The sequence below is a fragment of the Virgibacillus pantothenticus genome (assembly GCF_018075365.1).
Classification (GTDB): Bacteria; Bacillota; Bacilli; order Bacillales; family Amphibacillaceae; genus Virgibacillus; species Virgibacillus pantothenticus.
On record NZ_CP073011.1, the window covers coordinates 1,181,999 to 1,194,764 of the forward strand.

A 12,766-nucleotide genomic window follows, 5' to 3' on the forward strand; every position below is an offset into this window, starting at 1 on the left:
GAACGGTAAAGTTGATCGGCTATGAATAGAGATGTATACTTAAAATAAGCACTTTGGAAAGGAGAGATTTGTGTGATGACGATTACGATTACAGACAATGCCAAACTGCAAATTGTTGAGATGATGAAAGAAGAATCAGACGGTGTTCATTTGCGTTTTGGAGTACAAGGTGGCGGATGTAGTGGGCTATCCTATGCATTAGGGTTTGAATACGACATTAATGAAGAATTAGATACAGTGCAAGAAATAAATGGCATCCCTGTAGTACTAAATAATCAAGATATTCCAATTATAGAAGGCACAACGATAGATTTTAAACAAAATATGATGGGTGGCGGTTTTAGTATTGATAATCCAAATGCCATCATATCTTGTGGTTGTGGATCTTCGTTTAGAACTAAAGATAAAGTCGGCACGCCTGGCGATTGTTAATACGAATAGTTGAAATCTGGTAGTTTCAGCTTTTTGTTTAGTAGGGAACGTTGTTTTACAGTAATAATTTTATCCCGTATATAAGGTGCTGTAAGACCTTCCACTTCAGGAGTTAGATAATCTGTACTGCAACAAGTCCAAGTAGGATAACAGCACTTAAATGCCCTATTTCGTAAGAGGCCTTTAGGTCATACCATTACTGCACGACAATCAGTGGGGATGGATGAAAACCCCCACTGATTGAAGATTCACTTTATTTCAGCTTCTTCAATAAAACAGCCAAGCTTACAAAGCTTGGCTGTAGCTGTAACTTGAAGGATTGTTTTAAAACATGCTCGTTGAATGTTTTGGTTGTATTCTAGCTTTCGGATCGATGTAATGTTTCGCATTATTAACAGCAGTCGGTCCTTCTCCAAATCCTGTAGCGATTAAATTAATTTTCCCATCATACGTGCAAATGTCTCCGGCTGCATAAATACCTGGTATGTTTGTTTCCATTTTAGAATTAACGACAATACTATTTCGCTCAATCTCAAGTCCCCAGTTTTTAATTGGTCCTAGTGAAGAAACAAAGCCATAATTACATAAAACTGCATCTACATCCAACTCTACCTTACGTTCGCCTTTTACTTCGTCTAAAATGACTTGTTCAATTCGATCCTTTGCAACAATACTGCTCGGGACAAACGGGGTAAGTATGTCAACATTAGAAGCATATAGCTTGTCAACACTGTGTTCATGAGCCCGAAACGTATCGCGTCTATGGGCTAGGGTTACTTTCTTAGCAATCGGCTCCAGCATTAGTGCCCAATCGACAGCAGAATCGCCACCGCCTAATAACAGTACATGCTGATCTTTGTACCGATTCATATCTTTGACATGATAATGCAAGTTAATATCTTCAAATTGCTCGCAATTGTCTACATTTAGTTTACGAGGTTGAAATGCACCATTGCCGGCAGTTATAATCATTGTTTTTGTATAATGAATATCATTTTTATCAGAAGTTAATTTTAATGTCCCATCCTCAAGTCTTTCAACTTGCTCAATTGCTTGCTCTAACACAATTTTAGGTTGAAACATATTAGCTTGTTCTTCCAAGTTGTCTATTAATTCTTGAGCTCTTATTTTTGGAAAACCAGCAATATCATATATATATTTTTCTGGATAAAGAGCAGTTAACTGCCCCCCAGTATGTGGTAAGCTTTCAATGATCTTTACACTTGCCTGACGCATTCCACCGTAAAAAGCGGTGAATAAGCCGACAGGGCCTGCACCAATAATGGTGACATCATATATATCATTTGTCACTATAATCCCTCCATTCAAAATAATCATGACGACATATTTTATACTATCATATCTTAAATAAAATAGAATATAAATGTACTCATGAGTCAGAGATCTGGTTATATTTATTTATTTATTGTGAAAAATCATATAATTAGGTATATTTAGGATAGGCTTGAAAAGCAAATCTAAACAGGCTACTATAACTAAGGAACTATTTTACGATTATGTGACAATGAAATGAATTTTTGGTTACACAATAACGTAGCAATTCATCTGCTGCAATAAGATATATGATAGACTATAGAAGTAGAAAAATTATCTGCAATTATAAGTTAACTAACATATTTATGTGTGAGAATAACATGAAATATATAATTATAATGAATTTTTTTGAAATGATCATCTTACCATAATTAACTATGAGCTATAGTGATGGTTTTTATAAGCATACTCAAGTGAAATGTGTCACAAATTTTTCTGGAAAGGGAATAAATGGAAGTGATGGATATGGAGAAAAAAAATATAGTTGTTTTAGGCGCTGGTTACGGTGGTATGATGACTGTAACAAAATTGCAACGATCTTTACGCACGGATGAAGCTAAGATAACCTTAGTAAATATCAATGAATATCATTACCAAACCACTTGGTTGCATCAAAATGCCGCAGGGACTATTCGTGATGAGCGGACAAAAATACGTATTAAAGACATTATTCATCCGCAAAAAGTTGATTTTATTCAAGATAAAGTACTGTCTATTCAACCAAAAGAGAAAAAAGTAATGTTGGAAAATACAGTGCTGGATTATGATGTGCTTGTTATTGGGTTAGGCTTTGAAGTAGCTACCTTTGATATCCCTGGTTTAGAAGAACATGCATTTACAATAAATAATATAAAGAATGCTCGTCAGCTTCGTGAACATATTGAACATAATTTTGCCGTGTTTCATAAGGAAGAAGAAAAAAATCCAGCTCGACTAACCTTTGTTATTGGAGGTGGCGGGTTTACAGGCATAGAATTTTTGGGCGAACTTGCAAATCGTGTTCCAGAGCTTTGTGAAAAATACAATGTGGATAAACAAAACGTGCGGATTATTAACATTGAAGGGTCTTCGACAATTTTACCTGGATTTGATGAGCAACTCGTAGAATACGCAATGAATTCTTTAGAAGCTCGTGGTGTAGAATTTATTACTGGTGCTATTTTAAAAGAGTGTACACCAACAAGTGTATTATTTGAAAAACATGGTATGCAAACGAAAATACCTACCTATACCACAGTGTGGGCGGCTGGAGTAAAAGCTAATTCGATTATAAAGGAATCAGGTTTTACTACCAATCAAGGTAAAATTGAAGTAAATAATGATATGCGTTCACCTGAATACGACAATGTATTTGTCATTGGGGATTGCGCTTTAATTATGGATTTTGAAAAGGGTAAGCCATATCCACCAACGGCACAAATTGCTATCCAAGAATCAGAAGCAGTGGCTTATAATATAAAAGCTTATATACGCAACCAGGAGATGGAAGGCTTCAAACCAAATATTCTTGGAACAGTCGCTTCATTGGGAGAACAAGATGCTATTGGAGTCATCTTTAAAAGTAAAAAGATTTTAGGATGGAAAGCTACAGTCATGAAAAAAATAATTGATAATCGTTACCTTCTTAAGCTTGGTGGTTTTCGATTATTGTTAAAAAAAGGGAAGTTTAATATTTTTCCACGTGTAAATCAGTAATCATAAATGTTTATTAACGGATATCGACTTATATAACAAACTGCAGCCATTATATTATTTAAAAAATTCCCTTATCTAGTTCTGGTCAATTGTAAGAATAATTCTTTATCGGCAACCAAAAATATGGAAAATGTAACCAGTAAAAGGTACCTGAGATCTTAGGAGACTCAGGTTTTTGTTATTTATAGGAACCTATAAAATGAGGTGCTTGGGGATAACGAAATAACCGAATAGTCCTTCATCGCCCAGCAACGATGCGACTTTAGAAATACGCCCTACGATAAGGCCTCATCGGTTCGTCGCTAAGAGGAAGGCCGACTAAAAACGGATTTGCCGTCTAGACGTCGGCCCAATCCCTTCAACTAAATCAATCATACTTCCGTTACTATCTCTATTAATTGTATCTTTCAAATTACCACCTGGGTTGCTTTTTCCTTCTTCTTGTCTTAATCTTTTCCTTTTTCTTTCGGGAGTTTCTTTATTTTCATTCATGCTCTCACCTCCATTTTAGCTATTATATGATTTTACGTTTTTATCCCGTATATTAAGGTGCTGTAAAACTCCGACTTCAGGAGTTAAATAATCTGTACTCACAACAAGTCTAAGTGGGAGATAACAGCATCTAAATCCCGATTCGTTAGTCTAAAAATCAGTGGGGATGAATGGAAACCCGTACTGACTAAAGATTCACTTTATTGGCTAAAAAATTATTAGTAAACTAAGCTCAAGGAAGTTAGCTTTGCTTTTTTAATAATTTCCTTTAAAATGATGGAGAAAGAGATGATATAAAAGATAACAAAGGGTTGATTGGAAGGGAGAAACAAGGCTTGATTCAATTAGTAGTATCTATCTTATTATATTTCGTTATTTTTTTTGGAATCGCGTTTATTTTGAATATGCTTCTACGCACGACTTGGTTGATGGCGTTTATCTATCCATTAGTAGTTATTATCATTGTCGATAATACATCAACATGGAATTATTTTACCAAAACGAGTGAAACGTTTTCTAAGTTAATGACGCGTTTGACAGAACTTACTGCTGTAGATATTTCTATCTTAGCTGCTGGGTTTGCGGGTACGATTGTATCAGGTATTGTCATTCGTTTATTAAGGAAGAGCGGATATCAAATGTTTTAAACAGTTGTTTCAAAAGAATAAACAACTTCAAACCTGTTACTTTATGGATAATAAGAATGCCTGTTAAACGTAATGAACAGTTCGAAAAAGCGAGTATAATGAATATCATAACCCTTTTATACTCTTTTTTTGCATAAGCAATTTAATAGAATGGTGTATAATTTTTGGGGGATTGGACATGATGACATCCAAAGAGGTGTTTTTCATGAAAACCAAAAATCTTATGCAAAAAATGTTTATGAGTTTATTATTTGTGGCTGCATGCAGCTTTGTTATTATGGCATTAAACGGTGTGTCTGAAGCTTCCGCTAAGCTTTGGCCGTATGCTTCTTATGGTGTACAAAAACTAAGCGAACAAGAGGATATGATAAAAGGAAAGCATGTTTCTACTAGACAAACAAATTTGGAAGAAAAAGGTTTCCATCAGGCAAAAGAGGAAAAGCGTCAGATATCCAGCAATCAAATTGACCATGTAAAAACGTTAGAAGAAGCGGTTAATTATGAACAATATCCAAGTGAAAAAGTTGTTGCAACGGGTTATACAGCTGGTATAGAGTCTACAGGGAAAAATCGCGATCATCCAGAATATGGAATCACTTATTCGGGTGTTCAAGTAAAGCGAGACTTGTATTCTACTATAGCTGCAGATTTATCTGTTTATCCAATAGGAACGATTCTATTTATTCCCGACTATGGTTTTGGAGTAGTGGCTGATAAAGGCAGTGCTATAACAGGTAATAAAATTGATTTATATTATGAGACAGTTGAAGATGTCTATAATCAATGGGGAAAAAAACGAGTGGATGTATACATGATCGAAAAAGGCAATGGAAAATTAACCGAAAAACAACTGCAACAGTTAAATGAGAATAAAGCATTACAAGTGTTTAGACAGAATATAACGGGTGACTAAACTAACCTGTAATGATGAAAAAGGTATCGCGATTAGCGATACCTTTTCCTTGTATAGGAACCTATAAAATGAGGTGCTTGGGGATAACGAAATAACCGACTAGTCACGTCCGGCTCCATCACCCAGCAACGATTCGACTTTAGAAATGCGCCCTACGATAAGTCCTCATCGGTTCGTCACAAAGAGGAAGGCCGACTCAAAACGGGCTTGCCGCTCAGGCGTCGGCATACCCCTGTTTTTAGTGGCATGATTCCTTTATCCCGTAAAAAGGCGTTGTAGACTCCCACTAGAAGATGCAAGCTGAACAAGTCTAAGTGGGAGGTAACAGCACCTAAATCCCCGATTCGTTCAAGGGCCTTTAGGTCATACCCTGGTGGTACTAACAATCAGCGGGGATGAAGAAAACCCCGCTGATTGGGTTCACTTTATCTTTAGTTGATTCGTTCCATTCCGCTACCTTGCTAAACGGGCGCTTGCGCCTTTGTTCTATGATAACTTTGCTTGGTGTGCTAAAATAATGGTCCTTTTAATAAAGAAAAACATAAAGCATAAACGCTACGAACACTCCTGTAAGACCTCCAACCAATACCTCAATGGGTTGGTGTCCCAGCAGTTCCTTAAGTTCCTGTCTTTTCTCATATTCTTCTTTATTTGGCCAATCTTTTGCTCCGCCTATAAACAGTTGGAAATCACGGATAAGTTGATTCAAAACGATTGCCTGTTCGCCTGCCTGCCTTCTTACACCAGTAGCGTCAAACATTATAATGACACTGAAAACACAAGAAATGGCGAACATGGTAGAGGATACACCTTGTACAATACCTACACCCGTAGTTAATGCTGCAACTGCTGCTGAATGACTACTAGGCATGCCACCAGTACTAAAAGCTAAGTCGGGTTTAAATTCTTTGGTAACAATAAGTGCAATAGGTATTTTAATTACCTGAGCCAAAAAAATTGCTGTTAATGCTGCCCATAATGGATAATTCAAAAATAGTTCCATGCTGCCAAACACCCTCTCTTCAAAAAAGTGTATCCCTTGTTGCTGGAAGATATGCACCTTATCTTACATAATGTTATCTTACCATAAGGGAGAATGACACGCATGAAATTTTTGCCTGTAAACTTTGATGGTGAAGTGTTTGTCTCGAAAATAGTAATGCTGATGAATTAGCCTGTGTTCATTAAGCATGAAAATCTTTAAAGTGCTTTGAATGCTAATTTAGGTACCCTAATAAATGGATATACGTAATTTTTTTAGGTATACATGTAAGGCTCTCTCGTGCTTTTACCCATTTAGAGGGCACTTTCCCGTTTTGCTTAAGTCTCTGTGCAGGTAGCAAAATAATTTGAGGGAAGCCTATTGTTATCCACTTAATCTAGCACGACTTAAAATAGGAATTCTTTTTGCAACACGCTCCATAAATAATGCAGCTAAAACAGCGAAAGCAATATCTTTAATTAAAAATGGGATCATACCGCTCCAAGCCAAGGCATAACTAAGTGGCACGTCCAACCACATATTGGAAGCTGCATACATGTATGTTACCCCGATAAAATAATTGATAAATGTACCAATAAAGGCTGCTACACAATAGCGAATTAAAGAATAGTCTTTGCTACGATTATTTACTATCCAACCGACAAAGAAAGCAACAAAAATAAATGATATCACAAATCCGCCAGTCGGGCTGATAAATATCCGAGGTCCAGCTGATAGTCCAGCAAATACAGGGACACCAGCTACACCTATGAGCATATATGCCAACATTGAAAAACTGCCTAGTTTCCTTCCGAGCATTAACCCTGCAAGAATAGCAAAAAATGTTTGGAAGGATAATGGTACGTCAGCTCCACCAATTGGTATGGTTAACATCGGAAACCAAACGGTAATATTTGCTCCAATTGCCATTAATACAACAAAAACAGCTCCATATGTAAGATCCATTGTTTTGAGTTGTTTCATAAAGTTTCCCCCTTTTGCCTATAGAAATATATAATTAATAGTGCATGATAGAAATAATATTATCGGTTTCTGATTTATTTGTCAACCTGTTTCGTATTAAGTTAACAATCGAGAGGATAGAACTTTAAGGAGTGATGAATTGAAAAATAGGGTATTAAAAAGGATAAAAAAGAAAGAAATATCGCGTATCTCTATTAGGATACGCGATGGTAGGAAATATGATCGAAACATGTTTGTTGTCTAATAGATGTTTATGAAGACCTTTTAATTAGCGGGTGTTATTTAATAGCCGCTTCTAAAGCTACCTCCATCATTTCATGGAACGTTGTTTGTCTTTCTTGGGCTGTAGTTTCTTCCCCTGTTAAAATATGGTCGGAGACAGTTAATACTGATAACGCTTGACGATCAAATTTTGCAGCTAATGTGTAAAGGGCTGTTGTCTCCATTTCTACAGCTAGCACTTTATAAGCTGCTAATTTTTCGTTAACTTCTTTTGCGTTATCACGGTAGAAGGTATCACTTGTAAATACATTGCCCACTTTTAAGTTCAATCCTTTAGCAATACCTGCATCATAGGCGTTCTTTAGAAGCTCAAAATCGGCCAACGGTGCGTAGTCAATCCCTCCAAAAACCATTCGATTCATTTGCGAATCAGTTGTGGAACCTTGAGCAAGTATAACGTCTCTCACTTTTACATCCTTTTGAATTGCACCACAAGTACCCACACGAATTAATTTTTTCACGTCATAGCTTTGAATTAACTCATTCACATATATGGATATAGAGGGTATCCCCATGCCTGTTCCCTGGACAGAGATTTTTTCACCTTTATATGTCCCTGTATACCCTAACATGCCTCTTACTTCATTATACTGTTTTGGATTTTCCAGGAAAGTTTCAGCGATAAATTTTGCTCGAAGTGGATCTCCTGGCAATAAAATTTTATCAGCGATCTCTCCTTGTTTTGCACCAATATGTACACTCATAATGATTGCCTCCTTATAATATTGAATAGCCTTCAAGATAACGGTATCATAGGCGTTCGCTAAAAACAACTGCCAAGAAATAAGGAGTGTTGAATAATTTATTGTTGGAAAACGTATGTTAATGAAGAAGCAAATAATGTTCCTCGCTGTTTAAACAAAAAATACAACATTTTATTAAAAAAAACACTTTTTTGTTTCAAAAAATCATTTTTTTGTATATAATAGGTTTAGCTCAGTTTTTCACTTGGATGAAGTGTATACCTTATACTTATAAAGCTTGTTCCAGTAGGAGAAAACAAGGTTAAGGAAGCAGGGGGTATCATCTTTAATTACGTTGGGAAAAGTAAGCGGATTAAAGTTGGTATAAAAGATAGATAAATCCTATGCTTGCTGAGCCATTTTAATAATTTTTAACATTACATTACAAGATAATTTCTTTGGAAGGATGAAGGAAAATGACAGAAAAAACTTTTACAATTACCGCAGATACTGGAGTACACGCACGTCCAGCTACACTTTTGGTTAACAAAGCAGGACAGTTTGAGTCTGAAGTAGAAATTAGTTACAATGATAAAACGGTAAATTTAAAGTCCATCATGGGTGTTATGTCACTTGGTATCCCTAAAGGAGCAAAAATTAAAATTTCTGCTAATGGATCAGATGAAAATGAAGCACTTAAAGGTATCGAAGAGGTTATTAAAGAGCATCTTGGTGAATAATAGAAAAACTGTCAGCATAAAAGCTGACAGTTTTTTACTTTGAGATAGATGATGCAAAATCAAACTTTGATTCTATAGTAACGCAGTGTATACCTGTACCTGGTAAAAAGACATGAAGAATGGCATGCGTTTTACAGGTGTTTCTGATCACGCGTTAATAGTATGCTTTTTCCAGTCTGTTTAAACATGTAAGTGCAGCTTGATTATAAGCGGAATCCTCCTGCGATAGCTTTTGCTTATATTCTTCAACGGCTTGTTTTAATGAATCTGCATAATCAGGTACAGTCTCAGTGAAGCGATGCACTGCCGCTTTTTTTACGTTGGTTTTTTCGCCAAATGCTAGTGCCTTCCGTTCATGAAAGAAAACGCCTTCTGTCTGATGGGGGTTATGTAAGTCTCCTTGCATCGGATGTTTTTTTACAGCTAGCACTTCTACTACATAACGGTCTCCTTTATCTGCAATCACTTTTCCGATATAGGTGCCTGATCGATAATGTGCTTTTACCATTTCCCCGATATCTACGTCTGCCATTCTAACCAGCCTCCTTCTGTAATAAAAAAATATGCTCTTTTTCTCTATTTTGCCAAAAATAAAGTATAACTTCAATTCGTAGGTCTTTCTCTTTCTATTACTGGATATTACCATCAATCAATGTCTAAAGGACTCTGAATAGAATCGGTCATATACGGGCAGATTGATTGCAGCTTACTTTATTGAGTTTTGACTTCATAGGATGGAAAGCGAGATGGTTTTTCCAGTACGGAAGATTTGACGAACAATTTGCTTTATATCTTTAGGTAATGATGATAAGTTTGATATAATGATGTGGGAGGATGTGAGGGGAAATGATGCCTTTTCTTTATTTTCCAGAGGATAAATCGGAATATATCCCTGCCATTATTACATTAGTCGTGTTTTTTATAGCTGCAGGGATCACTATGTACATTATTTATAAAAAGTCAAAAAAAGACGAAAAAAAATTCAAGCAAGAATATCATCACGAACTAAATGAATCACGTGATAAATGAGCCCTCTTATAAAAAAAAGAGGGTTTTTTATATAGGAACCTATAAAATGAGGTACTTGTGGATAACGAAATAACCGAATAGCCACGTCCGGCGCATGAGACCAGCAACGATGCGACTTTACGAAATGCGCCCTACGATAAGGCCTCATCGATTCATCGCTAGAGGAAGGCCGACTAAAAACGGGCTTACCGCCCAGACGTCGGTATACCCCTGTTTTAGTGGCATGATTCCTTTATTCCGGTTGATCCGTTCCATTCGCTATGTCGCTAAACGGGTGCCCCGCGCCTTTGTCACGTTAAAGCAAAAGCATATGGAATGAGGTTGAAGGATGATTTGTTATTCGTATCTAAACTAGAAAAAAAGAAAATGACTTCCGACATACCATTTGAACATTAAATTAAAACAATTTTATAACATATGAGTAGCTCTTTAATCAACGGGAAAGCTAAGTAAAAAGAAAGGGTGGAATCGAAATCATGCGACTATTTCTATTCGTTCTACTTATCCTGTTGATGGTAGCTTGCCAACCGGAAGACGAAAAAACAAGAGAGGCGGAAATGTACAATTCATCCGGTGACATGGTTGGAACAGCAACCTTTAGTGAACAAGCCGATGGAGTGAAGGTAAAAGTAGAACTGGAAGGGCTGGAACCTGGGTTTCATGGCATCCATGTCCATGAGTACGCTAAATGCGAAGGACCAGACTTTACATCTGCTGGGAATCATTTTAATCCTACAGGCGCAGAACATGGCCTGATGCACCCTGAAGGTCCCCACTTAGGGGACTTGCCAAATATAGAAGCCGATGCGAGTGGAGTAGTTAATGCTGATCTAATGTTGCCACAAGTTACTTTATTGGATGGAAAGAATTCATTAACTTCTGGAGAAGGTACATCCATTATTGTTACGAAAAACGAAGATGACGGAATGAGTCAACCAGGAGGCGATTCTGGAGAAAGAATTATTTGTGGAACATTGACAAAAGAAAAAAGTAAAGGTGAAAAATCACCAACAGATCCAACGCAAAATAATGACGAATCAGAAAAGTAAGTTCAATGAAATTTTGCTCATGCAAAAAAGCAGGCTTGGCTAAAGTGGTTAAGCACGTTGCCTGCTTTTTCTCTGCTATATCTAGAACAAGGTGGGTGAAAAGCTGCTTCACCTTATGTTTTGTATAGCTTGAATGATCCTGTTAACTCCTTCTTCCAAGGTTACTCTCGGACAAGCGATATTCATTCGCATAAAACTCGAACCTTCTTCTCCATAATCTTTTCCAGTATTTAAACCCACCTTGGCTTCTTGGATCATAAATTTTCGAAGTGCATCAGGCTCCATTTTTAACGTGCTACAATCAATCCAAAGCAGATACGTTCCTTCTGAGTTTGTAACAGTAATATAAGGAACCTGTGTTTGAAACATTTTCTGGACATATTCTTTATGACTTTTTAGTACTTCACGGAGTTCATCAAGCCATTGGTCTCCATGTATATATGCAGCTTCTAAGGCAGTGTTTCCCATGGTGTTAAGTTCATGCACACCTTGTTTTGACAATTGATTATTTATTTTTTCCCTTAGCTCTTTATTGGCAGTAACAATATAAGAAGCTTGTAAGCCCGCTAAATTAAAGGTTTTTGATGGTGACATGCACGTTATCGCTTGATTGTTAATTTCTTCTGAAAGGGACGCGATTGGAATATGAATTTCACCAGGGAAAGTTAAATCACAATGTATTTCATCTGAAATGATAAGCACGTTATATGCTAAGCATAATCTGGCTAATTGTTCCAGTTCTTCTCTTTTCCATACGCGACCAACTGGATTATGTGGCGAACAAAGAATAAACGCCTTTACGCCTTGCTTTAACTTTTCTTCAAAATCGTTAAAATCAATCTGATAGTAGTTGTCTTCATAGCGCAAGGGATTTTTAACGATTTGCCTGCCGTGACTTTTAATTACATTATAAAAAGGTGTGTAGACAGGTGTTTGAATCAAGATTTTGTCATCAGGTTCTGTGAATGCTTGCACTGCCATATGTAAGCTCGTTACAACACCTGGGCTAAACGATAACCAGTTAGGGTTAATTTCCCATTGGTGTCTGCGGTTAATCCAGTTTACAATCGATGCTTTGACGGCATCGTCCACCATCGTATAGCCATAAATGCCGTGTTTAGCACGCTCAATGAGTGCTTCGTTTACTTTATCTGGAGCTTTAAAATCCATATCTGCTACCCACATCGGTAATACATCGTCCGTCTGAAACACGGGTTCTAACATATCCCATTTTACCGATCGGGTATTTTTTCTATCATGTTGTACTTCAAATATATTCATTTCCCAGCCTCCTTTTTGTTTTTCAGCTTTATTAGAATATTAATTTTGTTGGAGACATAGTTCGCAATCCGGTTTTTTGTTATGAACGGATCACCTACGTACCATCTGCTCGCACACATATCTATAGTATAACATGTTCATCAAATCCTGAAAGAGCAGAGTAATGAATATTTGAATTTATTTACCCCGTATATAAGATGCTGCAAGGGGTTGGATGATCTG

14 protein-coding genes are annotated in these 12,766 nt (G+C 36.7%); 7 read left to right on the forward strand and 7 right to left on the reverse strand.

Annotated elements, in window-relative coordinates; all coding sequences use genetic code 11:
• The first annotated feature begins 75 nt into the window (after positions 1–75).
• Positions 76–432, forward strand: coding sequence for a HesB/IscA family protein (locus tag KBP50_RS05585; protein ID WP_050350456.1), 357 nt, complete (start codon positions 76–78; stop codon positions 430–432).
• Positions 433–756: 324 nt separating this feature from the next.
• On the opposite strand, the gene KBP50_RS05590 is transcribed toward KBP50_RS05585, so the two are convergent.
• Positions 757–1,770 carry an NAD(P)/FAD-dependent oxidoreductase gene (locus KBP50_RS05590; protein WP_210967621.1) on the reverse strand — a complete coding sequence of 338 codons (1,014 nt, stop codon included), beginning with the start codon at positions 1,768–1,770 and terminating at the stop codon, positions 757–759.
• Positions 1,771–2,232: 462 nt separating this feature from the next.
• Between KBP50_RS05590 and KBP50_RS05595 the strand changes: the two genes are divergently transcribed.
• On the forward strand, positions 2,233–3,462 hold the full coding sequence (locus tag KBP50_RS05595) for an NAD(P)/FAD-dependent oxidoreductase (protein ID WP_050350457.1): 1,230 nt from the start codon (positions 2,233–2,235) through the stop codon (positions 3,460–3,462).
• 318 nt (positions 3,463–3,780) lie between these two features.
• Here KBP50_RS05595 and KBP50_RS05600 read toward each other — a convergent pair whose 3' ends face one another.
• Entirely contained in the window at positions 3,781–3,954 is a 174-nt protein-coding gene (locus KBP50_RS05600; RefSeq protein WP_156875269.1) for a DUF6366 family protein, read from the reverse strand.
• A gap of 335 nt (positions 3,955–4,289) precedes the next feature.
• Between KBP50_RS05600 and KBP50_RS05605 the strand changes: the two genes are divergently transcribed.
• Positions 4,290–4,601 carry a YuiB family protein gene (locus tag KBP50_RS05605; RefSeq protein ID WP_050350384.1) on the forward strand — a complete coding sequence of 104 codons (312 nt, stop codon included), beginning with the start codon at positions 4,290–4,292 and terminating at the stop codon, positions 4,599–4,601.
• Positions 4,602–4,779: 178 nt separating this feature from the next.
• Entirely contained in the window at positions 4,780–5,514 is a 735-nt protein-coding gene (locus KBP50_RS22450) for a 3D domain-containing protein (RefSeq protein ID WP_269466272.1), read from the forward strand.
• A 526-nt stretch (positions 5,515–6,040) separates the two neighbouring features.
• Here the strand turns inward: KBP50_RS22450 and KBP50_RS05615 are convergent.
• The 3 genes from KBP50_RS05615 to deoD all read right to left on the reverse strand — a co-directional run bounded on the left by KBP50_RS05615 (position 6,041) and on the right by deoD (position 8,466).
• Positions 6,041–6,517, reverse strand: a complete 477-nt coding sequence (locus KBP50_RS05615) for a divergent PAP2 family protein (RefSeq protein ID WP_050350385.1) — start codon at positions 6,515–6,517, stop codon at positions 6,041–6,043.
• 363 nt (positions 6,518–6,880) lie between these two features.
• Entirely contained in the window at positions 6,881–7,480 is a 600-nt protein-coding gene (locus KBP50_RS05620) for a biotin transporter BioY (RefSeq protein ID WP_050350386.1), read from the reverse strand.
• A 278-nt stretch (positions 7,481–7,758) separates the two neighbouring features.
• Complete coding sequence (gene deoD, locus KBP50_RS05625; RefSeq protein ID WP_050350387.1) at positions 7,759–8,466, reverse strand: purine-nucleoside phosphorylase; 708 nt, start codon at positions 8,464–8,466, stop codon at positions 7,759–7,761.
• A gap of 455 nt (positions 8,467–8,921) precedes the next feature.
• Between deoD and KBP50_RS05630 the strand changes: the two genes are divergently transcribed.
• Positions 8,922–9,185: a phosphocarrier protein HPr gene (locus KBP50_RS05630; RefSeq protein ID WP_050350388.1), complete on the forward strand. Its 264-nt coding sequence runs from the start codon at positions 8,922–8,924 to the stop codon at positions 9,183–9,185.
• A 154-nt stretch (positions 9,186–9,339) separates the two neighbouring features.
• Here KBP50_RS05630 and kapB read toward each other — a convergent pair whose 3' ends face one another.
• On the reverse strand, positions 9,340–9,717 hold the full coding sequence (gene kapB, locus KBP50_RS05635; protein WP_050350389.1) for a kinase-associated lipoprotein KapB: 378 nt from the start codon (positions 9,715–9,717) through the stop codon (positions 9,340–9,342).
• Between the two features lie 314 nt (positions 9,718–10,031).
• On the opposite strand from kapB, the gene KBP50_RS05640 reads away from it, so the two are divergent.
• Positions 10,032–10,214 carry a hypothetical protein gene (locus tag KBP50_RS05640; RefSeq protein ID WP_050350390.1) on the forward strand — a complete coding sequence of 61 codons (183 nt, stop codon included), beginning with the start codon at positions 10,032–10,034 and terminating at the stop codon, positions 10,212–10,214.
• A gap of 476 nt (positions 10,215–10,690) precedes the next feature.
• The gene (locus tag KBP50_RS05645; RefSeq protein WP_050350391.1) at positions 10,691–11,263 is read left to right on the forward strand and encodes a superoxide dismutase family protein; all 573 of its coding nucleotides are present in this window, start codon (positions 10,691–10,693) and stop codon (positions 11,261–11,263) included.
• Between the two features lie 108 nt (positions 11,264–11,371).
• Here the strand turns inward: KBP50_RS05645 and KBP50_RS05650 are convergent, their stop codons facing one another.
• Positions 11,372–12,544 (reverse strand): MalY/PatB family protein, encoded by a 1,173-nt coding sequence (locus KBP50_RS05650; protein ID WP_050350392.1) that lies wholly within the window; start codon positions 12,542–12,544, stop codon positions 11,372–11,374.
• Positions 12,545–12,766 lie beyond the last annotated feature (222 nt).